At 68.4% G+C, this 20,691-nt stretch carries 32 protein-coding genes; 29 read left to right on the top strand and 3 right to left on the bottom strand.

Translation table 11 applies throughout. The features are described 5' to 3' along the window. Positions 1-14: 14 nt before the first annotated feature. The 26 genes from rplV to truA all read left to right on the top strand — a co-directional run bounded on the left by rplV (position 15) and on the right by truA (position 15,034). Positions 15-380, top strand: a complete 366-nt coding sequence (gene rplV / locus ABD716_RS10095; RefSeq protein WP_120788516.1) for a 50S ribosomal protein L22 — start codon at positions 15-17, stop codon at positions 378-380. Beyond that, positions 380-1,144, top strand: coding sequence for a 30S ribosomal protein S3 (gene rpsC / locus ABD716_RS10090; protein WP_344776424.1), 765 nt, complete (start codon positions 380-382; stop codon positions 1,142-1,144). Before rplV ends, rpsC begins: the two co-directional genes overlap by 1 nt. Next, positions 1,144-1,563, top strand: a complete 420-nt coding sequence (rplP, locus tag ABD716_RS10085; RefSeq protein ID WP_120788514.1) for a 50S ribosomal protein L16 — start codon at positions 1,144-1,146, stop codon at positions 1,561-1,563. The genes rpsC and rplP overlap by 1 nt, the downstream gene beginning before the upstream one ends. Beyond that, positions 1,563-1,913, top strand: a complete 351-nt coding sequence (gene rpmC / locus ABD716_RS10080) for a 50S ribosomal protein L29 (RefSeq protein ID WP_344776422.1) — start codon at positions 1,563-1,565, stop codon at positions 1,911-1,913. Before rplP ends, rpmC begins: the two co-directional genes overlap by 1 nt. Positions 1,914-1,915: 2 nt before the next feature. Next, positions 1,916-2,215 (top strand): 30S ribosomal protein S17, encoded by a 300-nt coding sequence (rpsQ, locus tag ABD716_RS10075; protein WP_344776420.1) that lies wholly within the window; start codon positions 1,916-1,918, stop codon positions 2,213-2,215. Then, positions 2,215-2,583: a 50S ribosomal protein L14 gene (gene rplN / locus ABD716_RS10070; protein WP_120788511.1), complete on the top strand. Its 369-nt coding sequence runs from the start codon at positions 2,215-2,217 to the stop codon at positions 2,581-2,583. The genes rpsQ and rplN overlap by 1 nt, the downstream gene beginning before the upstream one ends. A gap of 5 nt (positions 2,584-2,588) precedes the next feature. Continuing rightward, the gene (gene rplX / locus ABD716_RS10065; protein ID WP_344755212.1) at positions 2,589-2,948 is read left to right on the top strand and encodes a 50S ribosomal protein L24; all 360 of its coding nucleotides are present in this window, start codon (positions 2,589-2,591) and stop codon (positions 2,946-2,948) included. Continuing rightward, positions 2,948-3,538 (top strand): 50S ribosomal protein L5, encoded by a 591-nt coding sequence (gene rplE / locus ABD716_RS10060; RefSeq protein WP_344776418.1) that lies wholly within the window; start codon positions 2,948-2,950, stop codon positions 3,536-3,538. Before rplX ends, rplE begins: the two co-directional genes overlap by 1 nt. Before the next feature lie 209 nt (positions 3,539-3,747). Continuing rightward, on the top strand, positions 3,748-4,146 hold the full coding sequence (gene rpsH, locus ABD716_RS10055) for a 30S ribosomal protein S8 (RefSeq protein WP_344776416.1): 399 nt from the start codon (positions 3,748-3,750) through the stop codon (positions 4,144-4,146). 6 nt (positions 4,147-4,152) lie between these two features. Then, positions 4,153-4,689 (top strand): 50S ribosomal protein L6, encoded by a 537-nt coding sequence (gene rplF / locus ABD716_RS10050; protein WP_344776414.1) that lies wholly within the window; start codon positions 4,153-4,155, stop codon positions 4,687-4,689. A 2-nt stretch (positions 4,690-4,691) separates the two neighbouring features. Beyond that, positions 4,692-5,051, top strand: coding sequence for a 50S ribosomal protein L18 (gene rplR / locus ABD716_RS10045; protein ID WP_344776412.1), 360 nt, complete (start codon positions 4,692-4,694; stop codon positions 5,049-5,051). Beyond that, positions 5,048-5,767: a 30S ribosomal protein S5 gene (gene rpsE / locus ABD716_RS10040; RefSeq protein WP_344776410.1), complete on the top strand. Its 720-nt coding sequence runs from the start codon at positions 5,048-5,050 to the stop codon at positions 5,765-5,767. Before rplR ends, rpsE begins: the two co-directional genes overlap by 4 nt. Beyond that, positions 5,767-5,949, top strand: a complete 183-nt coding sequence (gene rpmD / locus ABD716_RS10035; protein WP_120788505.1) for a 50S ribosomal protein L30 — start codon at positions 5,767-5,769, stop codon at positions 5,947-5,949. The genes rpsE and rpmD overlap by 1 nt, the downstream gene beginning before the upstream one ends. Then, positions 5,949-6,500, top strand: coding sequence for a 50S ribosomal protein L15 (rplO, locus tag ABD716_RS10030; RefSeq protein ID WP_344776408.1), 552 nt, complete (start codon positions 5,949-5,951; stop codon positions 6,498-6,500). Before rpmD ends, rplO begins: the two co-directional genes overlap by 1 nt. A gap of 95 nt (positions 6,501-6,595) precedes the next feature. Then, positions 6,596-7,918 carry a preprotein translocase subunit SecY gene (gene secY, locus ABD716_RS10025; RefSeq protein ID WP_344776406.1) on the top strand — a complete coding sequence of 441 codons (1,323 nt, stop codon included), beginning with the start codon at positions 6,596-6,598 and terminating at the stop codon, positions 7,916-7,918. Continuing rightward, a complete protein-coding gene (locus ABD716_RS10020) occupies positions 7,915-8,547 on the top strand; it encodes an adenylate kinase (protein ID WP_344776404.1) in 633 nt (210 codons plus the stop codon). The genes secY and ABD716_RS10020 overlap by 4 nt, the downstream gene beginning before the upstream one ends. Positions 8,548-8,554: 7 nt before the next feature. Then, entirely contained in the window at positions 8,555-9,409 is an 855-nt protein-coding gene (gene map, locus ABD716_RS10015) for a type I methionyl aminopeptidase (protein WP_344776402.1), read from the top strand. An 18-nt stretch (positions 9,410-9,427) separates the two neighbouring features. Beyond that, entirely contained in the window at positions 9,428-10,321 is an 894-nt protein-coding gene (locus ABD716_RS10010; RefSeq protein ID WP_344776400.1) for an aminodeoxychorismate lyase, read from the top strand. Positions 10,322-10,506: 185 nt separating this feature from the next. Next, the gene (infA, locus tag ABD716_RS10005; RefSeq protein ID WP_011186713.1) at positions 10,507-10,728 is read left to right on the top strand and encodes a translation initiation factor IF-1; all 222 of its coding nucleotides are present in this window, start codon (positions 10,507-10,509) and stop codon (positions 10,726-10,728) included. A 69-nt stretch (positions 10,729-10,797) separates the two neighbouring features. Then, positions 10,798-10,914 carry a 50S ribosomal protein L36 gene (rpmJ, locus tag ABD716_RS10000; RefSeq protein WP_120788500.1) on the top strand — a complete coding sequence of 39 codons (117 nt, stop codon included), beginning with the start codon at positions 10,798-10,800 and terminating at the stop codon, positions 10,912-10,914. A gap of 157 nt (positions 10,915-11,071) precedes the next feature. Further along, on the top strand, positions 11,072-11,452 hold the full coding sequence (rpsM, locus tag ABD716_RS09995) for a 30S ribosomal protein S13 (RefSeq protein WP_344776398.1): 381 nt from the start codon (positions 11,072-11,074) through the stop codon (positions 11,450-11,452). 35 nt (positions 11,453-11,487) lie between these two features. Continuing rightward, entirely contained in the window at positions 11,488-11,886 is a 399-nt protein-coding gene (gene rpsK, locus ABD716_RS09990) for a 30S ribosomal protein S11 (protein WP_120788498.1), read from the top strand. A 122-nt stretch (positions 11,887-12,008) separates the two neighbouring features. Further along, entirely contained in the window at positions 12,009-12,995 is a 987-nt protein-coding gene (locus ABD716_RS09985; protein WP_344776395.1) for a DNA-directed RNA polymerase subunit alpha, read from the top strand. 45 nt (positions 12,996-13,040) lie between these two features. Further along, positions 13,041-13,607, top strand: a complete 567-nt coding sequence (gene rplQ / locus ABD716_RS09980) for a 50S ribosomal protein L17 (RefSeq protein ID WP_344776393.1) — start codon at positions 13,041-13,043, stop codon at positions 13,605-13,607. A 75-nt stretch (positions 13,608-13,682) separates the two neighbouring features. After that, positions 13,683-14,078 (top strand): YchJ family protein, encoded by a 396-nt coding sequence (locus tag ABD716_RS09975; RefSeq protein ID WP_344776391.1) that lies wholly within the window; start codon positions 13,683-13,685, stop codon positions 14,076-14,078. 56 nt (positions 14,079-14,134) lie between these two features. Then, the gene (gene truA / locus ABD716_RS09970; protein WP_344776389.1) at positions 14,135-15,034 is read left to right on the top strand and encodes a tRNA pseudouridine(38-40) synthase TruA; all 900 of its coding nucleotides are present in this window, start codon (positions 14,135-14,137) and stop codon (positions 15,032-15,034) included. Here the strand turns inward: truA and ABD716_RS09965 are convergent. Genes ABD716_RS09965 through ABD716_RS09955 form a run of 3 tightly spaced genes read right to left on the bottom strand, consistent with a single transcriptional unit; the run spans position 15,009 to position 17,951 of the window. Then, on the bottom strand, positions 15,009-16,313 hold the full coding sequence (locus tag ABD716_RS09965; protein WP_344776387.1) for a DUF6716 putative glycosyltransferase: 1,305 nt from the start codon (positions 16,311-16,313) through the stop codon (positions 15,009-15,011). The genes truA and ABD716_RS09965 overlap by 26 nt on opposite strands. Before the next feature lies 1 nt (position 16,314). Further along, a complete protein-coding gene (locus ABD716_RS09960; RefSeq protein ID WP_344776385.1) occupies positions 16,315-17,187 on the bottom strand; it encodes an N-acetylneuraminate synthase family protein in 873 nt (290 codons plus the stop codon). Then, a complete protein-coding gene (locus tag ABD716_RS09955) occupies positions 17,184-17,951 on the bottom strand; it encodes an acylneuraminate cytidylyltransferase family protein (protein ID WP_344776383.1) in 768 nt (255 codons plus the stop codon). The genes ABD716_RS09960 and ABD716_RS09955 overlap by 4 nt, the downstream gene beginning before the upstream one ends. Positions 17,952-18,253: 302 nt before the next feature. Between ABD716_RS09955 and rplM the strand changes: the two genes are divergently transcribed. Genes rplM through glmM form a run of 3 tightly spaced genes read left to right on the top strand, consistent with a single transcriptional unit; the run spans position 18,254 to position 20,615 of the window. Beyond that, entirely contained in the window at positions 18,254-18,700 is a 447-nt protein-coding gene (gene rplM, locus ABD716_RS09950) for a 50S ribosomal protein L13 (protein ID WP_344776381.1), read from the top strand. Positions 18,701-18,737: 37 nt separating this feature from the next. Next, positions 18,738-19,223 (top strand): 30S ribosomal protein S9, encoded by a 486-nt coding sequence (rpsI, locus tag ABD716_RS09945; RefSeq protein ID WP_344776379.1) that lies wholly within the window; start codon positions 18,738-18,740, stop codon positions 19,221-19,223. A 27-nt stretch (positions 19,224-19,250) separates the two neighbouring features. Further along, positions 19,251-20,615 (top strand): phosphoglucosamine mutase, encoded by a 1,365-nt coding sequence (glmM, locus tag ABD716_RS09940; RefSeq protein WP_344776377.1) that lies wholly within the window; start codon positions 19,251-19,253, stop codon positions 20,613-20,615. Positions 20,616-20,691: the final 76 nt, after the last annotated feature.

Below are 20,691 nucleotides of genomic sequence, written 5' to 3'. Positions count from 1 at the left end.
TAGGAGGAGAAGAAATGGTGGAGTCGATCGCACGCGTGCGACACATCCGCATCACGCCTCAGAAGGCTCGTCGCGTCGTCAACCTGATCCGCGGCAAGCAGGCGCAGGAGGCGCTCGCCATCCTGAAGTTCGCGCCCCAGAGCGCGAGCGAGCCGATCTACAAGCTGGTCGCTTCGGCCATCGCCAACGCTCGCGTGAAGGCGGATGCCTCGAACCAGTACCTGGACGAGCAGGACCTGTACATCTCGCGCGCATTCGTCGATGAGGGCACCACCCTCAAGCGTTTCCAGCCGCGTGCGCAGGGCCGTGCCTTCCGCATCAACAAGCGCACGAGCCACATCACCGTGGTCCTGGCCACTCCGGACGAAGGGACGAAGTAATGGGTCAGAAAGTCAACCCCTACGGCTTCCGTCTGGGCATCACCACGGACCACGTGTCGCGTTGGTTCTCGGACTCGACCAAGCCTGGTCAGCGTTACGCCGACTACGTCGGCGAGGACATCAAGATCCGCAAGCTGCTGACGACCACCCTCGACCGTGCGGGCGTCGCCCGCATCGAGATCGAGCGGACCCGTGACCGCGTGCGCGTGGACATCCACACCGCCCGCCCGGGTATCGTCATCGGCCGCCGCGGCGCCGAGGCCGAGCGCATCCGCGCCGACCTCGAGAAGCTCACCGGCAAGCAGATCCAGCTGAACATCCTCGAGGTCAAGAACCCCGAGGCCGATGCCCAGCTCGTCGCCCAGGGCATCGCCGAGCAGCTCTCCGCCCGCGTGGCCTTCCGCCGCGCGATGCGCAAGGGTCTGCAGGGCGCGCAGCGCGCCGGCGCCAAGGGCGTCCGCATCCAGGTCTCCGGCCGCCTCGGCGGCGCCGAGATGAGCCGCTCCGAGTTCTACCGCGAGGGTCGCGTGCCGCTGCACACCCTGCGCGCGAACATCGACTACGGCTTCTACGAGGCGAAGACCACCTTCGGCCGCATCGGCGTGAAGGTCTGGATCTACAAGGGCGACATCACCAACAAGGAACTCGCTCGCGAGCAGGCCTCCCGGCCCGGCCGCGACCGTAACGACCGCAACGACCGCCCGCGCCGTGCCCCCCGTGGCCAGCAGGCAGAGGCCCCGGTCGCGGAAGGAGCCACGGCATAATGCTGATCCCCCGTAAGGTTGCACACCGCAAGCAGCACCACCCGGGCCGTTCCGGTCAGGCGACCGGCGGCACGAAGGTCAGCTTCGGCGAGTTCGGCATCCAGGCCCTGACCCCCGCCTACGTGACCAACCGTCAGATCGAGTCCGCTCGTATCGCGATGACCCGTCACATCAAGCGTGGTGGCAAGGTGTGGATCAACATCTACCCCGACCGTCCGCTGACCAAGAAGCCGGCCGAGACCCGCATGGGTTCCGGTAAGGGCTCGCCCGAGTGGTGGGTTGCGAACGTCAAGCCGGGTCGCGTCCTCTTCGAGGTCGCGGGCGTCAACGAGGAACTCGCTCGTGAGGCCCTGACCCGTGCCATCCACAAGCTGCCCCTCAAGGCACGAATCATCAAGCGCGAGGAGGGCGACGCGTAATGGCGATCGGTTCCAAGGAGCTCGCACCCGCCGAGCTCGACACGTTCGACGACGCTCGTCTCACCGACGAGCTCAAGAAGGCCAAGGAAGAGCTGTTCAACCTGCGCTTCCAGTCGGCCACCGGCCAGCTCGAGAGCCACGGCCGCCTTCGCGCTGTGAAGCGCGACATCGCTCGCATCTACACGGTCATCCGTGAGCGCGAGCTCGGCATCCGCGCCGTCCCGGCTCCGGTCGAGGCCCCGGCGAAGAAGGCCGCCAAGAAGAGCTCGAAGCCCGCCGGCGCAGGCAAGAGCACCGAGAACAAGGCAGAGGCCGCTGAGGCGCCCGCTGCCGAGACCGAGGAGGCATAGGCATGGCTACCAAGAAGGCTGAGGCCGAGGTCGCCGAGCAGGCCACCGAGGCGCGCAACTACCGCAAGACCGCCCGCGGCTACGTCGTCAGCGACAAGATGGACAAGACCATCGTCGTCGAGGTCGAGGACCGCAAGAAGCACCCGCTCTACGGCAAGGTCCTGCGCACCACGAAGAAGGTCAAGGCGCACGACGAGCAGAACACTGCAGGCATCGGCGACCTCGTCATCATCAACGAGACCCGCCCGCTGAGCGCCTCCAAGCGCTGGCGCCTGGTCGAGATTCTGGAGAAGGCGAAGTAATGATCCAGACCGAATCGCGTCTCAAGGTCGCCGACAACACCGGCGCCAAGGAGCTGCTGACCATCCGCGTGCTCGGCGGCTCGAACCGTCGCTACGCCGGCCTGGGCGACGTCATCGTGGCTACCGTCAAGGACGCCATCCCCGGCGGCAACGTCAAGAAGGGCGACGTCGTCAAGGCGGTCATCGTCCGCACCGTCAAGGAGACCCGTCGCGCCGACGGCTCGTACATCAAGTTCGACGAGAACGCCGCGGTTGTGCTCAACAACAACGGCGAGCCGCGCGGCACCCGTATCTTCGGGCCGGTCGGCCGTGAGCTTCGCGACAAGAAGTTCATGAAGATCGTCTCGCTCGCCCCGGAGGTGATTTAGTCCCCATGGCCAAGATCAAGAAGGGCGACCTCGTCGAGGTCATCGCCGGCGCCACGCAGGCGCGCGGCGGCGACCGTGGCAAGCAGGGCAAGGTCCTGCGCGTCATCACCGAGGAGAACCGCGTCGTCGTCGAGGGCATCAACTTCGTGACGAAGCACGTCAAGGTGGGCCAGACCCAGCGCGGCTCGAAGACCGGCGGTCTCGAGACCGTCGAGGCTCCGATCCACATCTCCAACGTCGCGCTCGTCGACCCCGAGACCAAGAAGCCGACCCGCGTCGGCCACCGGGTCGAGGCGGTCACCAAGGACGGCATCACGAAGAACGTCCGCGTGCGCTACGCCAAGAAGTCAGGTAAGGACCTGTAATGACCGACACCACTGCTGCGGCGGCTGGCAAGATCCAGCCCCGCCTGAAGCAGAAGTACCAGAGCGAGATCGCGCCTGCTCTCAAGGAGCAGTTCGGCTTCACCAACCCGCACCAGATCCCCGGCCTCGTCAAGGTCGTCGTGAACACCGGTGTCGGCGAGGCCGCCCGTGACGGCAAGATCATCGACGGCGCGATCGCCGACCTGACGCTGATCACCGGTCAGAAGCCGCAGGTCACGAAGTCGCGCAAGTCCATCGCGCAGTTCAAGCTGCGCGAGGGCCAGGCCATCGGTGCGCACGTCACCCTCCGCGGCGACCGCGCCTGGGAGTTCCTGGACCGCCTGCTGTCGCTCGCGCTGCCGCGCATCCGCGACTTCCGCGGTCTGTCCGACCGTCAGTTCGACGGCCACGGCAACTACACCTTCGGTGTGCAGGAGCAGTCGATCTTCCACGAGATCAACCAGGACAAGATCGACCGCGTCCGCGGCTTCGACATCACGGTCGTCACCACCGCCAAGACGGACGACGAGGGTCGCGCCCTGCTGCGCGCACTCGGCTTCCCGTTCAAGACGGACGAGCAGGCCGCGTAACCGTCCCCTGAGTCGCGCACTCAGGTACGACCGCTAGGATGGCGGGGTTTGTGCCAAGTATCTCTAGGGATGCCGCGCAGGCCCCGCCTTCAGCGGGTCTACTCCCTTCTTCGGGAGCAACCGGGTGAGGCATCCGCTTCACCCCACCACCACAGGTCGTCGTTCGTGTAACGGCCGGCGAAACCTGGTGAACAAAGGAATCACTAGTCATGACCATGACTGATCCGGTCGCAGACATGCTGACGCGTCTGCGCAACGCGAACTCTGCGTACCACGACACCGTGTCGATGCCCCACTCGAAGCTGAAGGCGCACATCGCCGACATCCTCAAGGCAGAGGGCTACATCTCCGACTGGTCCGTCGCCGACGCTCGCGTGGGCAAGACCCTCACGCTCGAGCTCAAGTTCGGCCCGAACCGCGAGCGCTCCATCGCCGGCATCAAGCGCGTCTCGAAGCCCGGCCTCCGCGTCTACGCGAAGTCGACCGAGATCCCCACCGTCCTCGGTGGCCTCGGTGTCGCCATCCTGTCCACCTCCTCCGGTCTGCTCACCGACCGTCAGGCTGAGAAGAAGGGCGTCGGCGGGGAAGTCCTCGCCTACGTGTGGTAATCGAAGATGTCGCGTATTGGAAGACTGCCCATCGACATCCCCGCCGGGGTCGATGTGAAGATCGACGGCTCGGCCGTCACCGTCAAGGGGCCCAAGGGTGAGCTCTCGCTCAACGTGGCGAGCCCCATCGAGGTCAAGATCGAGGACAACCAGGTCCTCGTCACCCGCCCCGACGACGAGCGCAACTCGCGCTCGCTGCACGGCCTGACCCGCACCCTCATCAACAACCAGATCGTCGGCGTGACGCAGGGCTACTCGAAGCAGCTCGAGATCGTCGGTACCGGTTACCGCGTGGCTCAGAAGGGCTCGGCCATCGAGTTCGCTCTCGGCTTCTCGCACCCCGTCACCGTTGAGGCGCCCGCGGGCATCACCTTCGCGGTCGAGGGCAACAACAAGGTGACCGTCACCGGCATCGACAAGCAGCTCGTCGGCGAGACCGCTGCGAACGTCCGCAAGATCAAGAAGCCCGAGCCCTACAAGGGCAAGGGCATCCGCTACGCCGGCGAGGTCGTGCGTCGCAAGGCCGGAAAGGCTGGTAAGTAACCATGGCTAACAACAGCAAGACTGCTGCCCGCGGCCGCCGCCACGCCCGTCTGCGCAAGAAGGTCGTCGGCACCGCCGCCCGTCCCCGTCTCGTCGTCACCCGCTCGGCCCGCCACGTCTTCGTGCAGGTCGTCGATGACGCCGTGGGCCACACCCTCGCGTCCGCGTCGACCCTCGAGGCCGACCTGCGCGTGTTCGAGGGCGACAAGACCGCCAAGGCCCGCCGCGTCGGCGAACTGGTCGCCGAGCGCGCCAAGGCCGCAGGCATCGAGGCCGTCGTGTTCGACCGCGGTGGCAACAAGTACGCGGGCCGCGTCGCGGCCATCGCTGAGGGCGCTCGTGAAGGTGGGCTGGACCTGTGACCGACGAGAACATCAAGAAGGGGCAGGACGTGACCGACACGGCGACGACTGCAGAGAAGCCGGTCGAGACCGCTGCCGGCAGCGACACGCTCACGCGTGACACCCGCGAGAGCCGTCGCGGTGGCCGCGGCGATCGCGGTGGCCGCAACGAGCGCGGTTCGCGCAATGACGACCGCAGCCAGTTCCTGGAGCGCGTCGTCACCATCAACCGCGTCTCCAAGGTCGTGAAGGGCGGTCGTCGCTTCAGCTTCACCGCCCTCGTGGTCGTCGGTGACGGCAACGGCCTGGTCGGCGTCGGCTACGGCAAGGCCCGCGAGGTGCCGCTGGCGATCTCGAAGGGCGTCGAGGAGGCGAAGAAGAACTTCTTCCGCGTCCCGCGCGTCGGCTCGACGGTCCCGCACCCCGTGCAGGGCGAGGCCGCCGCCGGTGTGGTGCTCCTGCGCCCCGCCGCCCCCGGTACCGGTGTTATCGCCGGTGGCCCGGCCCGTGCCGTGCTCGAGTGCGCCGGCATCCACGACGTCCTGAGCAAGTCGCTCGGCTCGTCGAACACCATCAACATCGTGCACGCCACCGTCGAGGCCCTGAAGAGCCTCGAGGAGCCGCGCGCCGTCGCCGCCCGTCGTGGTCTCGACTACGACGAGGTCGTGCCGGCCCGCATCCTGCGTGCCGAGGCTCAGGCAGCCGAGGCTGCCGCTGCAGCGAAGGCAGGTGCCTAATGGCGCGGCTCAAGGTCACCCAGATCAAGGGCAAGGTTAGTGAGAAGCAGAACCAGCGCGACACGCTGCGCAGCCTCGGGCTCAAGCGCATCGGCGATGTCGTGGTCCGTGAGGACAACGCGCAGAACCGCGGTTACGTGCGTACCGTCGCTCACCTGGTGAAGGTTGAGGAGATCGACTAATGGCTGACGAGAAGACGACGGAAGAGACCGTCGCGAAGAAGCCGGCGGCCAAGAAGGCGAACGCCGCGGCTTCGTCGAAGGCAGCGGCGAAGGCCGAGGCTCCCGCAGAGCGCGTGAGCGTTCTGAAGGTGCACCACCTGCGCCCCGCCGCAGGTGCCAAGAAGGACCGCACCCGCGTCGGTCGTGGTGAGGGCTCGAAGGGCAAGACCGCGGGCCGCGGCACGAAGGGCACGAAGGCGCGCTACCAGGTGCGCCCCGGATTCGAGGGCGGCCAGCTGAACTCGGTCATGCGCGCCCCGAAGCTGCGCGGGTTCAAGAACCCGTTCCGTGTCGAGTACCAGGTCGTGAACCTCGAGAAGCTCGCCGAGCTCTACCCGCAGGGCGGCGACGTGACCGTCGCCGACCTGGTGGCCAAGGGCGCCGTTCGCAAGAACGAGAAGGTCAAGGTGCTCGGCACCGGCGACATCGCGGTCAAGCTGAACGTGACCGTCGACAAGGTCTCGGCCTCGGCCGAGCAGAAGATCGTCGCGGCCGGCGGCTCGATCAAGTAGTACCCGTCATGAGCGGCATCCGCGACTGACGTAAAGTAGAGGGTCGGTGGCGAAAGCCACCGGCCCTCTCTCATCATCGAAAGCAGGACGAACCCTTGTTCAGCGCCATCGTGCGGGTGTTCCGCACGCCCGACCTTCGCAAGAAGCTCCTGTTCACCCTCGCGATCATCGCGATCTTCCGGCTCGGGTCGTTCATCCCCTCGCCGTACGTCGACTTCGCGAACGTGCAGGCGTGTCTGAATGCGAACCAGGGCACGACTGGCCTCTACGAGCTGGTCAACCTGTTCTCCGGCGGGGCGCTCCTCAAGCTCTCGATCTTCGCGCTCGGCATCATGCCGTACATCACGTCGTCGATCATCGTGCAGCTGCTGCGCGTCGTGATCCCGCACTTCGAGACGCTGTACAAAGAGGGCCAGGCGGGCCAGGCGCGCCTCACGCAGTACACGCGCTACCTCACCATCGCGCTCGGCGTCCTGCAGTCCACGACGCTGATCACGGTGGCGCGCAGCGGCGCACTGTTCGGCACGACGAGCGCCACCGAGTGCTCGAACATCATCACCGACACCAGCTGGTACGCGATCCTGCTCATGGTCATCACCATGACCGCGGGCACCGGCCTCATCATGTGGCTGGGCGAGCTCGTCACCGAGCGCGGCATCGGCAACGGCATGTCCCTGCTGATCTTCACCTCGATCGCCGCGCAGTTCCCCACCTCGTTCTGGGCGATCGAGCAGAGCAACGGCATCGGCACCTTCCTGCTGGTGCTGCTCATCAGCGTCGTCGTCGTCGGGGCGGTCGTCTTCGTCGAGCAGTCGCAGCGGCGCATCCCCGTGCAGTACGCGAAGCGCATGATCGGGCGGCGCACCTACGGCGGCAACAACACCTACATCCCGATCAAGGTGAACATGGCGGGCGTCGTGCCGGTCATCTTCGCCTCGTCGCTGCTGTACCTGCCGGCGCTCGTCGCCCAGTTCAACCAGCCCGCCTCCGGCCAGGCGCCCGCCGCGTGGGTCACCTGGGTGACGAACAACCTGACCAACGGCGGCCACCCGATCTACATGGCGCTGTACGCGCTGCTCATCGTCGGCTTCACCTACTTCTACGTCGCGATCACCTTCAACCCCGAAGAGGTCGCGGACAACATGAAGAAGTACGGGGGATTCATCCCCGGCATCCGTGCCGGCCGGCCGACCGCCGAGTATCTCGACTACGTGCTCACCCGCATCACGCTGCCGGGTTCCATCTACCTGGCCGTGGTCGCCCTCGTCCCGCTTGTGGCCTTCGCGCTGCTGGGCGCAAGCAGCAGCTTCACCTTCGGTGGAACGTCGATCCTCATCATCGTGGGCGTCGGCCTCGAGACGGTGAAGCAGATCGACTCGCAATTGCAGCAGCGCCACTACGAAGGGTTGCTTCGATGACGGAAGCCGTCGCAGAGAACACGCAGGGGGGAGCGCGGCTCCTCATCGTCGGTCCGCCAGGGGCCGGCAAGGGCACGCAGGCGGTCTTCATCGCCCAGTCCCTCGGCATCCCCGCCGTGTCCACCGGTGACATCTTCCGCGACAACATCAAGAACGAGACGCCGCTCGGCCTCAAGGTCAAGGAGATCACCTCGACGGGCGCCTACGTGCCCGACGAGCTGACCAACGAGATCGTCGCCGACCGGCTGAGCCAGGCTGACGCAGAGAACGGATTCCTGCTCGACGGCTATCCGCGCACCACGGGTCAGGTCGCGTTCCTCGATGAGTGGCTCGCGGCGCGCGGCACGCAGCTCGACGCGGTCGTGCAGCTGACCGCCGACACTGAGCACGTCGTCGAGCGCCTGTTGAAGCGCGCCGCTGATCAGGGCCGGGCCGACGACACCGAAGAGGTGATCCGTCACCGCCTCGACGTCTATGCGGAGCAGACCGCTCCGCTCATCGACGTCTTCAGCCAGCGCGGCTTGCTGGTCACGGTCGACGGTCTCGGCACGATCGACGAGGTCGCGGAGCGGATCCACGAGGGGCTCGAGGCCCGCGGCATCCGTCGCCCCGGAATCGCCGTCGCCTAGCCGCCAGATGCGCTCGCTTCGCAAGTCCATCTACAAGTCGCCGGCGCAGCTTCGGCTGATGATCGAGCCGGGGCTCGCGACGGCGGCGAGCCTCGACGCCGTCGAGGCGCTCGTGAAGCCGGGCGTGACGACGCTCGAACTCGACGCGGCCGCCGAGGCGGCGATCGAGGCCCGCGGCCTGAAGCCGAACTTCAAGCTCGAGCACGGCTACTTCCACACGATCTGCGCGTCGGTGAACGACGAAGTCGTGCACGGCATCCCCGGCGCGGCCGTGATCGCTGCGGGCGACATCGTGTCGATCGACTCCGGCGCCATCTCGGCGCAGGGGTGGAACGGCGACGCGGCGCGCAGCTTCGTCGTCGACGGCTCCGCGGGGGAGGAGAGCAGTGCCAGCGCCGACGACGTCGCCGCGCGCCGCGAGCTGAACCGCGTGACCGAGCAGTCGCTGTGGCGCGGCATCGCCCAGCTCTACACGGCGAAGCACCTCAACGAGGTCGGCGCCGCCATCGAGGAGTACATCGAGTCGCAGGGCGACTACGGCATCCTCACCGACTACATCGGTCACGGCATCGGTCGCTCGATGCACGAGGACCCGCCCGTGTTCAACTACGCGGTGCGTCAGCGCGGCCCCGAGGTGCGCCCGGGTCTCGTCGTCGCGATCGAGCCGATGGTCACACTCGGCGGAGCCGACACCTACGTCCGCGACGACGGGTGGACGGTCGTCACGGAAGACGGCTCGGCCGCCGCCCACTGGGAGCACAGCGTCGCCGTCCACAAGGACGGCATCTGGGTGCTGACCGCCGCCGATGGCGGCGCCGCCGGGCTCGCGCCGTTCGGCATCACCCCCACACCCATCGCCTAGAGATTCTGAGGGTCCCGGATGCCTGAACCGATCGTCTTCGTCCTCGATGTCGCCCCCGCCGACGCCGCCGAGCCGGCATCCGGCTGGGAATCGACCGTGCGACGGGTGCCGGCGGACGAGCCGATCGTGCGCGGCACCGATCTCGCGGCGACCCGCGGTGACGGAGTGTTCGAGACGCTGGGCGTGCTCGAGGGGTGCCCGCAAGCGGTCGACGCGCACTTCTGGCGCCTCGCCAACTCTGCCGGCCTCCTCGAACTGCCCGCCCCGAACCTCGAGCAGTGGCGCGTCGCGATGAGGCTCGCGGGGGCGGCGCTTCCGATCGATCGCCAGGGCGGCATCAAACTGGTGCTCTCGCGCGGCGTCGAGGGCGCGAACCGGCCGACCGGCTGGCTGATCGCCACCGTGGCCGAGGACGACTTCGCCAACCGCACAGACGGATGGAAGGTCGTCACGCTCGACCGCGGGTACCGTCACGACCTTTCCGAGCACGCGCCCTGGCTACTGCCCGGCGCGAAGACGCTGTCGTATGCGGTCAACATGGCGACGCTGCGCGAGGCGGCCCGCCGTGGCGCCGACAACGCGATCTACGTCTCGTCCGACGGTTACGTCATGGAGGCTCCGCAGTCGAGTGTGCTGCTGCGGCGCGGTGACACGCTCGTGACCCCGAAGACCGACATCGGCATCCTTCCCGGCACGACCCAGCTCAGCGCCTTCGCGCTCGCGCAGGAATGGGGCTTCGCCACCGAGGACCGGCTCGTGCCGTCGGGCGAGCTGCTGGACTCCGACGGAGTCTGGCTGCTGTCGAGCGTCAAGCTTGCGACTCCGATCACCGCGGTCGACGGGCAGCCGATCGCCGTCGACCGCGAGTTCAGTGACCGCCTCAACGCCGGGCTGCTCGCGCGCCGCGAGTAGGAGGCGGAAGCCGGCGACACGCCGCAGGGCCAAGCGAGTGTAGACCTGAACTCGCGTTATGGGAACACTTCGGGTACGATTGATCTTTGGTGTCTTGCACCCGTTTTGCGGTGCGCGTCGTGCAACGTTCGAGGCGCCACATCCCCCGCACGAACAGCGAATTCCGACTGAGCGACAGTGAGGCTATGGCCAAAAAAGACGGCGTCATCGAGATCGAAGGATCTGTGATCGAGGCTCTGCCCAATGCGATGTTCCGCGTCGAGCTGACCAACGGTCACAAGGTTCTTGCCCACATCAGCGGCAAGATGCGTCAGCACTACATCCGCATCCTCCCCGAGGACCGCGTGATCGTCGAGCTGAGCCCCTACGACCTGACCCGTGGCCGCATCGTCTACCGCTACAAGTAAGGATTCGCTGCACAAGTAACGGCCCTCCCTGCCAGGGAGGCGCACGATGACAGCGAAGGAAACAACTCAATGAAGGTCAAGCCGTCAGTCAAGCGCATCTGCGAGCACTGCAAGATCATCCGCCGCAACGGCCGGGTCATGGTCATCTGCTCGTCGAACCCGCGCCACAAGCAGCGCCAGGGTTAATCGCAAGCTTCACAACTTCACACAGATAGGCACCGCCAGATGATTCGCGGTCTCCATTCGGCTTCGCCGAGTCGACCAGCGAATCGGACACCTCGGGTTGGAGGCCCGGGCACCGGCGCTGCTCCACACCTCCACTCACTTACAGGAGAAAGCCAACATGGCACGTCTTGCAGGCGTTGACATCCCGCGCGAGAAGCGTGTGGAGATCGCACTGACGTACATCTACGGTGTCGGTCGCACCCGGTCGCTTCAGACCCTCGCCGCCACCGGAATCTCGGGGGACATCCGGGTCAAGGACCTGACCGACGACCAGCTCGTCGCCCTCCGCGATTACATCGAGGGAACCTTCAAGGTCGAGGGTGACCTCCGCCGCGAGGTCCAGGCCGACATCCGTCGCAAGGTCGAGATCGGCTCCTACGAGGGTCTGCGCCACCGCCGTGGCCTCCCGGTGCGCGGTCAGCGCACCAAGACGAACGCTCGTACCCGTAAGGGCCCGAAGCGCACCGTCGCCGGCAAGAAGAAGGCCGGCCGCAAGTAATCGCGGGCCCACGGATTCAGGAGAGATAGACACAAATGGCTGCACCTAAGACGGCTGCGCGCAAGCCGCGCCGCAAGGAGAAGAAGAACATCGCCGTGGGCCAGGCCCACATCAAGAGCACCTTCAACAACACGATCGTGTCGATCACCGACACGACCGGTGCTGTGATCAGCTGGGCCTCCGCCGGTGGCGTCGGCTTCAAGGGCTCGCGCAAGTCGACCCCCTACGCCGCGCAGACCGCCGCCGAGTCGGCCGCCCGCCAGGCGCAGGAGCACGGCATGAAGAAGGTCGACGTCTTCGTGAAGGGCCCGGGCTCGGGCCGCGAGACCGCCATCCGCTCGCTTCAGGCCGCCGGCCTCGAGGTGGGCAGCATCACCGACGTGACGCCGCAGGCCCACAACGGCGCCCGCCCGCCGAAGCGTCGTCGCGTCTAACTAGGACACTGTCGCGGCGGGTGCCCCTCGCGGGGCATCCGCCCGCAAAGGCTTCTCAACAACTCCATAACTCCACTCACGCAAGGGTCATATAGCGGACCCTTAGCCGAAAGGAATCAACAGTGCTCATTGCACAGCGTCCTACTCTGACCGAGGAGTCGATCTCGGAGTTCCGCTCGCGGTTCGTCATCGAGCCGCTCGAGCCGGGCTTCGGCTACACCCTCGGCAACTCGCTCCGCCGCACGCTGCTGTCCTCGATTCCGGGCGCTGCGGTCACGAGCATCCGCATCGACGGCGTGCTGCACGAGTTCAGCACCGTGCCCGGCGTCAAGGAAGATGTCACCGAGATCATCCTGAACATCAAGGGCCTGGTCGTCTCGAGCGAGCACGACGAGCCCATTACCGCCTACCTGCGCAAGCAGGGTGCGGGCGAGGTCACGGCGGCCGACATCTCCGCCCCGGCCGGTGTCGAGATCCACAACCCCGAGCTCGTCATCGCGACGCTCAACGACAAGGCCAAGCTCGAGATCGAGCTCACCATCGAGCGCGGCCGCGGTTACGTCTCGGCCCAGCAGAACCGCAGCGAGTTCAGCGAGGCCGGCCAGATCCCGGTCGACTCGATCTACTCGCCGGTCCTCAAGGTCACGTACCGCGTCGAGGCCACCCGTGCGGGCGAGCGCACCGACTTCGACCGCCTCGTGGTCGACGTCGAGACCAAGCCGGCGATCAGCCCGCGCGACGCGATCGCCTCGGCGGGCCGCACCCTGGTCGAGCTGTTCGGCCTCGCTCGCGAGCTGAACAACCAGGCCGAGGGCATCGAGATCGGCCCGGCCCCGGTCGACGCCGTTCTCAGCTCCGAGCTGTCGATGCCCATCGAGGACCTCGACCTCTCGGTTCGCTCCTACAACTGCCTCAAGCGCGAGGGCATCAACACCGTCAGCGAGCTCGTCTCCCTGTCCGAGACGCAGCTCATGAACATCCGCAACTTCGGCCAGAAGTCGGTGGATGAGGTCAAGGACAAGCTGACGGAAATGGGCCTGTCGCTCAAGGACTCGGTCCCCGGGTTCGACGGCGCCCACTTCTACAGCGGCTTCGAGGACGAGAACTAAGCTTCTCGCCCCCGACCACCACCCTTTCACCAACGGAGAAACACCATGCCTAAGCCCACGAAGGGCCCCCGCCTCGGAGGCGGTCCCGCTCACGAGCGCCTGCTCCTCGCGAACCTGGCCGCCAGCCTGTTCACGCACAAGTCGATTCAGACGACCGAGACGAAGGCCAAGCGCCTGCGCCCCATCGCTGAGCGACTGATCACCTTCGCGAAGCGCGGCGACCTGCACGCGCGCCGTCGCGTGCTCGCCGTGATCAAGGACAAGTCGGTCGTGCACGAGCTGTTCACCCAGATCGCTCCGCTCGTCGCCGAGCGCGAGGGCGGCTACACCCGCATCATCAAGACCGGCTACCGCAAGGGCGACAACGCCCCCATGGCCGTGATCGAGCTCGTGCTCGAGCCCGTCACGCCGAAGGTGAAGAAGGCCAAGCCGGCTGCCGCCGCTGCGCCCGTCGCCGACGAGCCGGCCGCCGAGGAGACCGAGGTCGTCGAGACCGAGGCCCCTGAGGAGACCGAGGCCGCTGAGGCGCCCGCCGAGGAGACCGAGGCGCCCGCCGAGGAGACCGAGGCCGCCGCAGACGAGGCCCCGGCCGACGAGGCCAAGTCCGAGTAACTCGGACCGCTTTTACGAAACGCCCCGCGCCCGCAAGGGTGGCGGGGCGTTTCTGTTGCGCACGACAATAGGGTCGTGACGGATGCCGGAAGCCGCTGCCCCTGCGGAAGCGGACTCAGCTACGGGGAGTGCTGCGGGCCGCTGCACGCCGGCGAGCGCCGGGCCGCCACCGCAGAGCAGCTCATGCGCAGCCGCTACGCCGCCTTCGCGGTGGGCGACACCGCCTATGTGCTCTCGACGTGGCATCCCTCGACCCGCCCGCGCTCGATCGCGCCCGAGACGGACCTGCAATGGCGCCGGCTCGACGTGCTGCGCACGACCGCCGGCGGCCCGTTCGACACGCGCGGCACCGTCGAGTTCCGCGCCGTGTGGCGCCAAGGCGCCGAACGTGGAGCGCTGCACGAGCGCAGCCGCTTCGAGCGCGTCGGCGGTGCCTGGCTCTACGTCGACGGCGATGTGCTTCCCGACTGAGGCGCGGCCCTCATCCTGATGCGCCGATTCGGCGCGCGACGAGGTCGAGTCGCCTCATGAAGCGCGTCGATACGCTTGAGGCGATGAGCGCCGACACCCCCACCCGCGTGCGGCTCGACGTCGCCTACGACGGCACCGATTTCAGCGGCTGGGCCAGGCAGCCCCGGCTGCGCACGGTCCAGGGAGTGCTCGAGGAGGCCCTCGCCACTCTGTTCCGGCGCACGCCGCCGTCGCCGACGCTCGTCGTCGCGGGGCGAACGGATGCCGGAGTCCACGCGGCCGACCAGGCGGTGCACCTCGACCTCAGCCACGACCAGGTGAACGCGCTGCGCAATGTGCGCGTCGCGGGGGAGCCGCCGGCCGATGCGGGCGCCGCGCTCGCCTACCGCCTGAACGGCATCCTCGGCAGCACGACCGACGTCGTGGTGCGGCGCGGTGCCGTCGCGCCGGTGGGGTTCGACGCGCGCTTCTCGGCGATCTGGCGACGCTACGAATACCGCATCAGCGACCGCATCGGCACGCGCGACCCCGGGCAGCGGCACCGCACCGTCTGGTGGCCGGCCGCGCTCGACGTCGACGCCATGCACGCCGCGGCGCAGAGCCTGCTCGGCCTGCACGACTTCGCCGCGTACTGCAAGCCGCGCGAGGGGGCGACGACGATCCGCACGCTGCAGCGCTTCGACTGGCGCCGGGACGAGTCCGGCGTTCTGGTGGCCGAGTTGCAGGCCGACGCGTTCTGTCACAGCATGGTGCGCGCCCTCGTCGGCGGCTGCGTCGCCGTCGGGGAGGGGCGGCTCGCGGCATCCGATCTCGCCCTGATCCTCGACGTGGGGGAGCGCACGAGCGCGTTCAAAGTCATGCCGGCGAAGGGTCTGACGCTCACCGAGGTGGGCTACCCTGCCGACGACGAGCTCGCGGCGCGAGCCGAGGCTACCCGCGCACGGCGGGAGCTGTGACGGATTCGCCCGCCTCGCCCGGGGCCGCGGCGCCGTCGGCGAACGCAGCGGCAGGCGCGGGCCTGCGCAGCGCGGCCGCCGCACGCCGCACGGCGAGCACCGGGTAGCCGATCACCGCGGCGAGATAGCCGAGCGCCGTGCGGTCGTAGGCGCCGAACGCGCGCTTGCGGTCCCACGCACGACGGAGGGCGCCGCCGCGGCTGCGCCGCTTCGCCGGGCGGGCCGGCAGGATGCCCGCGTCGCGCAGCTCGGCCAGCGTCTCGAGCCGCTGCTGCCAGTCATTGTCGTCGGCGGGGTGGAAGTAGTTGTCCTGTCGCCACCGCGGGTCGACCTGGCGGAAGCGCGCCGCGATGAGATCCCCCGACGGCCCGAGCAGCCCGCTGCCGACGAACACCTCGTTGATGAGGTCGCCGCTCACCCCGAAGTCGGTCAGCACGAGGCTCGGCACTCCGGCGGCGATCGCCTCGATCGCGGCCGTCGAGCTCACGGTGACGAAGCCCACGGCGCGTGCGAGGTGCGCCCCCATCGAGCCGCCCTCGACGACGAGGTTCGCGGGCGCATCCCGCGGCACCAGCTCGACGTAGGGGTGCCGCTCGCGGTGCGTCTGCCGTTCGCCCGCCTGCGCCCGCACCTTGATCACGACGCGCAGCCGCGGGTGCGCGCGTGCGGTCTGCACCAGCCACGCCACCACCGCGCGGCGCTCGGCGAGCGTGGGCGGGACGCCGGGCTGCGCGGCGAAGACGATGCTGTCGCGCTCGCCGGCCCACGGCGCCTCCTCCTCGCGGCGGTCGAGGAACGGAAGCGTCGCGAGGGCATAGTTGTGGGGGACCGCGCGCCGTTCGGACAGCTCGCGGTACGCACGCAGCTCGCGGTGACTGTGCAGCACGAAGAGGTCGGCCTGGGCGCGCCGGAAGACGCCCTTGTATTTGGCGGGGATCGAGATGCCGGGCAGACCCGTCATGATGACCGGCCGCGGGTGCACCCGCCGTGTGATCTCGGTGATGACCGCCTCAGAGACGGCACCGCTCGTCGAGACGAAGACCGCGTCGTGGCCTCCGCGGGCGAGGTGCTCGACGATCTCGCGCAAGGATGCCCGCGGTGCGGCATCCGCCCGGAACCCCGTGCCCGCGAGCGCGAACGCGAGCTGCGCGTCGCTCGCGGCGAGCCGCGACTCGATCTCGACGAGCTCGACGGCCCAGCCCGGGCCGAGCTGTGCGAGCAGCGACGCGCCCCACTTCGCGTAGGAATCGGAATCGATGACCCCGAGAATGCGGCGCAAGCTACGCCCCGACGCGCCGCAGCTTGGCCTTGGGTGCCTCTTCGCCGGGGAAGACGCGCTTCACGCCGTCGCCCATGGCCTGCTCGATGATGCGGATGTCGCGCACCAGGTTCTGCAGGCCGTGCGGCTCGAGGGATGCCGCGTGGTCGGAGCCCCACATCGTGCGGTCGAGCGTGATGTGGCGCTCGACGGCGACGGCGCCGAGCGCGACCGCCGCGATCGAGATCTGCAGGCCTGGCTCGTGGCCCGAGTAGCCCACGGGAATGCCGGCGTAGCGCGCGCCCAGCGAGCCGATCATGCGCAGGTTCGCCTCCTCCGCGGGCAGCGGGTAGGTCGACGTCGCGTGCAGCAGCACGAGCTTCTCGCGGTCGAAGCGCGCGACGGCCGCGTCGATCTCGTCGAGGGTCGACATGCCGGTCGAGAGGATGACGGGCTTGCCGGTCGCCGCCATCGCGTCGAGCAGTTCGAGGTCGGTGACCGAGGCCGAGGCGACCTTGTACGCGCAGACGTTCAGGTCCTCGAGGAAGTCGACGGACGGCACATCCCACGGCGAGGCGAACCAGTCGAGGCCGCGCATCGTGGCGTGATCGCCGATCTCGATGTACTGCTCGCGGGTGAACTCGACGCGGTAGCGGTACTCGAGGTACGTCATGTCGCCCCACGGCGTCGAGCGCGGCGTGTTCTTCATGTGCTCGGGGGTCGAGATCTCGGGCGTGCGCTTCTGGAACTTGACGGCCTGTGCGCCCGCATCCGCGGCGACATCGATGAGCTGCTTGGCGATGTCGACGTCGCCGTTGTGGTTCAGCCCGATCTCGCCGATGACGTAGACGGGTCGGCCTTCGCCGATGGCGTGTTCGCCGATGTGAACGGTCATGAGCGGCCTTTCGTCGTGAGGGCGGGTGTGCCGGAGCCGGCGCCGTCGCGGGCGAGCTCCTGGCGGGCCAGCGCGTCCGCGAGGGCGAGCTGATCGGGGGTGTCGATCTCGAGCGAGTGCCGCTCGTCGGTGACGGCGATGCCGATACGGCCGAAGAAGCGGAAGGCCGCGGCGCGGAAGCCTTCGACGCGCATGACGTAGAACGCGCCCGTCTCGACGTACTGCGGCTCGCGGTCCTGCCGGCGCGGCCGGAACGAGGCGTCGTGGTTGATGGCCTGCGCTCCGGCATCCGTCATGCGCCACAGGAACGCGTGCGACTCGGCGGCGGCGAGCACGACGTCGCTCTCGTCGGTGAGGATGCGGGTGATCGCGAAGTCGAGATCGGCAGGCGAGATGAAGGGGCTCGTCGCCTGGATGAAGACGAGGACATCGGCGCGGATGCCGCGAGCCTCGAGCTCGTCGAGGGCGTGCAACAGGGCGGCCTCGCTCGACGCGGTGTCGCTCGCGAGGGCGGCCGGGCGGTCGATGATCTCGGCACCCGCCGCGCGTGCCGCCGCTGCGATGGCCGCCCCGTCGGTCGAGACGGCGACCACGTCGATGAGCTCGGCGGCGGATGCCGCGGCGACCGCGCGGGCGATGAGGGGAACCCCGCCCACCGGCTGGATGTTCTTCTCGGGGACGCCGCGCGAGCCCGCTCGCGCCGGGATCACGGCGACGACGGTCTGACCGCGCCCTGCGACGCGATCGCTCTGTGGGCGGTGCATGCCGTCAAGCTAGATCGGCGCACGTCGCCCTCGGTGAACGTCCGGCCCACGCGCTGGTGGACGGAGGGTGAACAGTTGGCTTTCGCGTTCGCCCGCAGCCGGCCCGCCGCCGGCTCGTCGTCACTCGCCCGCCGGTTTGCCGGGGCGGCGCGGCTCCGGTAGGCTAGATCTTTGGTGCCGTGTGCCTGCGCACGCACCCGAAGTTGAGCCCTCCACCTGTGGCGTTCTCCCCGATCCGGGCAGAACACCCTAAGGGAGCGGGATTCACGACCATCCAACTCCGATAGAAAGCAGTTACTCCTGTGACGCGCACCTACACCCCCAAGGCCGGCGAGATCCAGCGCGACTGGGTCGTCATCGACGCCACCGATGTGGTTCTCGGCCGTCTGGCCAGCCACGCCGCCGCGATCCTCCGCGGCAAGAACAAGCCGACGTTCGCCCCGCACATCGACACGGGCGACTTCGTCATCATCATCAACGCCGACAAGGTCGCTCTGACCGGCCAGAAGGCCCTGCAGAAGAAGGCCTACCGTCACTCCGGCTACCCGGGCGGCCTCAAGGCCGTCGGCTACGCCGAGCTGCTCGAGAAGAACCCGGTCCGCGCCGTCGAGAAGGCGATCCGCGGCATGCTGCCGAAGAACTCGCTCGGCCGTCAGCAGCTGGGCAAGCTCAAGGTCTACACGGGTGACGTCCACCCGCACGCGGCCCAGCAGCCCAAGCCGTACACCTTCACGCAGGTCGCCCAGTAAGCGCGCCGGAACAAAGACTTTCTAAGGACTGAATCAAGTGGCAAAGATCGCTGACCAGATCGACGAGGCTCCCGAGAGCTTCACGACCGAGACCCCGGCCGCCGAGGCCGCCGTCGCCGCCCGCCCTGTGCTGAGCGTTCCGGGTGCCGCAGTGGGTCGCCGCAAGGAGGCCATCGCGCGCGTTCGCCTCATCCCCGGCGCCGGCACCATCACCGTCAACGGCCGCGAGTTCGCGGACTACTTCCCCAACAAGCTGCACCAGCAGCTGATCACCGACCCCTTCAAGGTGCTCGACCTCGTCGGCTCGTACGACGTCGTCGCCCGCATCACCGGTGGCGGCCCCTCGGGCCAGGCGGGCGCCCTGCGCCTCGCCATCGCTCGCGCGCTGAACGAGATCGACCGCGAGAACAACCGCGCCACCCTCAAGAAGGCCGGCTTCCTGACGCGCGACGCGCGCGTCACCGAGCGCAAGAAGGCCGGTCTCAAGAAGGCCCGCAAGGCCTCGCAGTTCTCGAAGCGCTAAGCGCGCGAGAACCGTAGGCGCCCTGCAATGCCCCGCCTCTTCGGAACCGATGGTGTTCGCGGTCTCGCGAACGGCGACGTTCTCACTGCCGAACTGGCTCTGAGAGTCGCACAGGCGGCGGCGATCGTGCTGGGCACCGGCCGTGAGGCCGATGCCCGGCGCGCTGCAGGCAAGCGCCCCACCGCGGTGGTCGCACGCGACCCCCGCATCTCCGGCGAATTCCTCGTCTCGGCCGTCGCGGCCGGGTTGGCCTCGTCCGGCGTCGACGTGCTCGACGCCGGAGTGATCCCGACCCCCGCGGCGGCCTATCTCATTGCCGACATCGGTGCCGACTTCGGCGTCATGATCTCGGCATCGCACAACCCCGCGCCCGACAACGGCATCAAGATCTTCGCCCGTGGCGGCACCAAGCTGCCCGACGTCGTCGAGGACCGCATCGAGGCGGCCCTCACGCAGCCGAAGTGGACGCCGACCGGGGGCGACGTCGGCCGCATCCGCCGCTTCGCGGACGCCGAGGACCGCTATGTGGTGCACCTCATCGAGTCGCTGCCGCATCGGCTCGACGGGATCCACGTCGTGCTCGACACGGCGAACGGCGCCGCCGCCGGGACATCCCCCGAGGCATTCGCGCTCGCCGGCGCCAAGGTGACCCTCATCGGCGCCGACCCCGATGGCCTCAACATCAACGACGGCGTCGGCTCGACGCACATCGACAACCTCAAGCGCGCCGTTCTCGACGCGGGCGCCGACGTCGGCATCGCGCACGACGGCGACGCCGACCGCTGCCTCGCGGTCGACGCGAACGGCAACGAGGTCACGGGCGACCAGATCATGGCGATCCTCGCCCTGTCGCTGAAGGACCGCGGCAAGCTCGCGAAGAACACGCTCGTGGCCACCGTGATGAGCAATCTCGGCCTGCACCGCTGCATGGCAGAGCACGGCATCGAGGTCGTGACGACCGCTGTCGGCGACCGCTATGTGCTCGAGAAGATCAACGAAGAGGGCTACTCCGTCGGCGGAGAGCAGTCGGGGCACGTCATCCTCTCCGAGTTCGCCACGACGGGTGACGGCGCCCTCACCGGCCTCACCCTCCTGTCTGAGATGGCGCGCACGGGCAAGACGCTCGCAGAGCTGGCCTCCGTCATGAAGGTGTTCCCCCAGGAACTCGTCAACGTGCGCGGCGTCGACCGCGACGGGCTCGCGGGCAACGAGGTGATCGCGCGCGCGGTCGCTGAGGTCGAGGCCGAGCTCGGCGACACGGGCCGTGTCGTGCTGCGCCCGAGCGGCACCGAGCCGATGATCCGGGTCATGGTCGAGGCGGCCGATGACGACACCGCGCTGGCGTATGCGCAGAAGCTCGCCGACGTCGTGAAGGCCGAGCTGGCGGTCTAGGGGGCGTCGGGGGTCTCCATTCGGGTTCGCCGAGTCGACCCGCGTCGGGGGTTCGCCGAGTCGACCCGCGTGGTCG

The sequence above is a fragment of the Gryllotalpicola kribbensis genome, from assembly GCF_039538245.1.
GTDB lineage: Bacteria > Actinomycetota > Actinomycetes > Actinomycetales > Microbacteriaceae > Gryllotalpicola > Gryllotalpicola kribbensis.
Note: the sequence above shows the minus strand (reverse complement) of the source record. Positions and strands in the feature narration are given on the sequence as shown.

Bases quoted from the DNA above. Each gene is read 5' to 3' on its own strand.
- rplV (WP_120788516.1), top strand. From the start codon at position 15: ATGGTGGAGTCGATCGCACGCGTGCGACACATCCGCATCACGCCTCAG.
- rpsC (WP_344776424.1), top strand. From the start codon at position 380: ATGGGTCAGAAAGTCAACCCCTACGGCTTCCGTCTGGGCATCACCACG.
- rplP (WP_120788514.1), top strand. From the start codon at position 1,144: ATGCTGATCCCCCGTAAGGTTGCACACCGCAAGCAGCACCACCCGGGC.
- rpmC (WP_344776422.1), top strand. From the start codon at position 1,563: ATGGCGATCGGTTCCAAGGAGCTCGCACCCGCCGAGCTCGACACGTTC.
- rpsQ (WP_344776420.1), top strand. From the start codon at position 1,916: ATGGCTACCAAGAAGGCTGAGGCCGAGGTCGCCGAGCAGGCCACCGAG.
- rplN (WP_120788511.1), top strand. From the start codon at position 2,215: ATGATCCAGACCGAATCGCGTCTCAAGGTCGCCGACAACACCGGCGCC.
- rplX (WP_344755212.1), top strand. From the start codon at position 2,589: ATGGCCAAGATCAAGAAGGGCGACCTCGTCGAGGTCATCGCCGGCGCC.
- rplE (WP_344776418.1), top strand. From the start codon at position 2,948: ATGACCGACACCACTGCTGCGGCGGCTGGCAAGATCCAGCCCCGCCTG.
- rpsH (WP_344776416.1), top strand. From the start codon at position 3,748: ATGACCATGACTGATCCGGTCGCAGACATGCTGACGCGTCTGCGCAAC.
- rplF (WP_344776414.1), top strand. From the start codon at position 4,153: ATGTCGCGTATTGGAAGACTGCCCATCGACATCCCCGCCGGGGTCGAT.
- rplR (WP_344776412.1), top strand. From the start codon at position 4,692: ATGGCTAACAACAGCAAGACTGCTGCCCGCGGCCGCCGCCACGCCCGT.
- rpmD (WP_120788505.1), top strand. From the start codon at position 5,767: ATGGCGCGGCTCAAGGTCACCCAGATCAAGGGCAAGGTTAGTGAGAAG.
- rplO (WP_344776408.1), top strand. From the start codon at position 5,949: ATGGCTGACGAGAAGACGACGGAAGAGACCGTCGCGAAGAAGCCGGCG.
- ABD716_RS10020 (WP_344776404.1), top strand. From the start codon at position 7,915: ATGACGGAAGCCGTCGCAGAGAACACGCAGGGGGGAGCGCGGCTCCTC.
- map (WP_344776402.1), top strand. From the start codon at position 8,555: ATGCGCTCGCTTCGCAAGTCCATCTACAAGTCGCCGGCGCAGCTTCGG.
- ABD716_RS10010 (WP_344776400.1), top strand. From the start codon at position 9,428: ATGCCTGAACCGATCGTCTTCGTCCTCGATGTCGCCCCCGCCGACGCC.
- infA (WP_011186713.1), top strand. From the start codon at position 10,507: ATGGCCAAAAAAGACGGCGTCATCGAGATCGAAGGATCTGTGATCGAG.
- rpmJ (WP_120788500.1), top strand. From the start codon at position 10,798: ATGAAGGTCAAGCCGTCAGTCAAGCGCATCTGCGAGCACTGCAAGATC.
- rpsM (WP_344776398.1), top strand. From the start codon at position 11,072: ATGGCACGTCTTGCAGGCGTTGACATCCCGCGCGAGAAGCGTGTGGAG.
- rpsK (WP_120788498.1), top strand. From the start codon at position 11,488: ATGGCTGCACCTAAGACGGCTGCGCGCAAGCCGCGCCGCAAGGAGAAG.
- rplQ (WP_344776393.1), top strand. From the start codon at position 13,041: ATGCCTAAGCCCACGAAGGGCCCCCGCCTCGGAGGCGGTCCCGCTCAC.
- truA (WP_344776389.1), top strand. From the start codon at position 14,135: ATGAAGCGCGTCGATACGCTTGAGGCGATGAGCGCCGACACCCCCACC.
- ABD716_RS09960 (WP_344776385.1), bottom strand. From the start codon at position 17,187: ATGACCGTTCACATCGGCGAACACGCCATCGGCGAAGGCCGACCCGTC.
- ABD716_RS09955 (WP_344776383.1), bottom strand. From the start codon at position 17,951: ATGCACCGCCCACAGAGCGATCGCGTCGCAGGGCGCGGTCAGACCGTC.
- glmM (WP_344776377.1), top strand. From the start codon at position 19,251: ATGCCCCGCCTCTTCGGAACCGATGGTGTTCGCGGTCTCGCGAACGGC.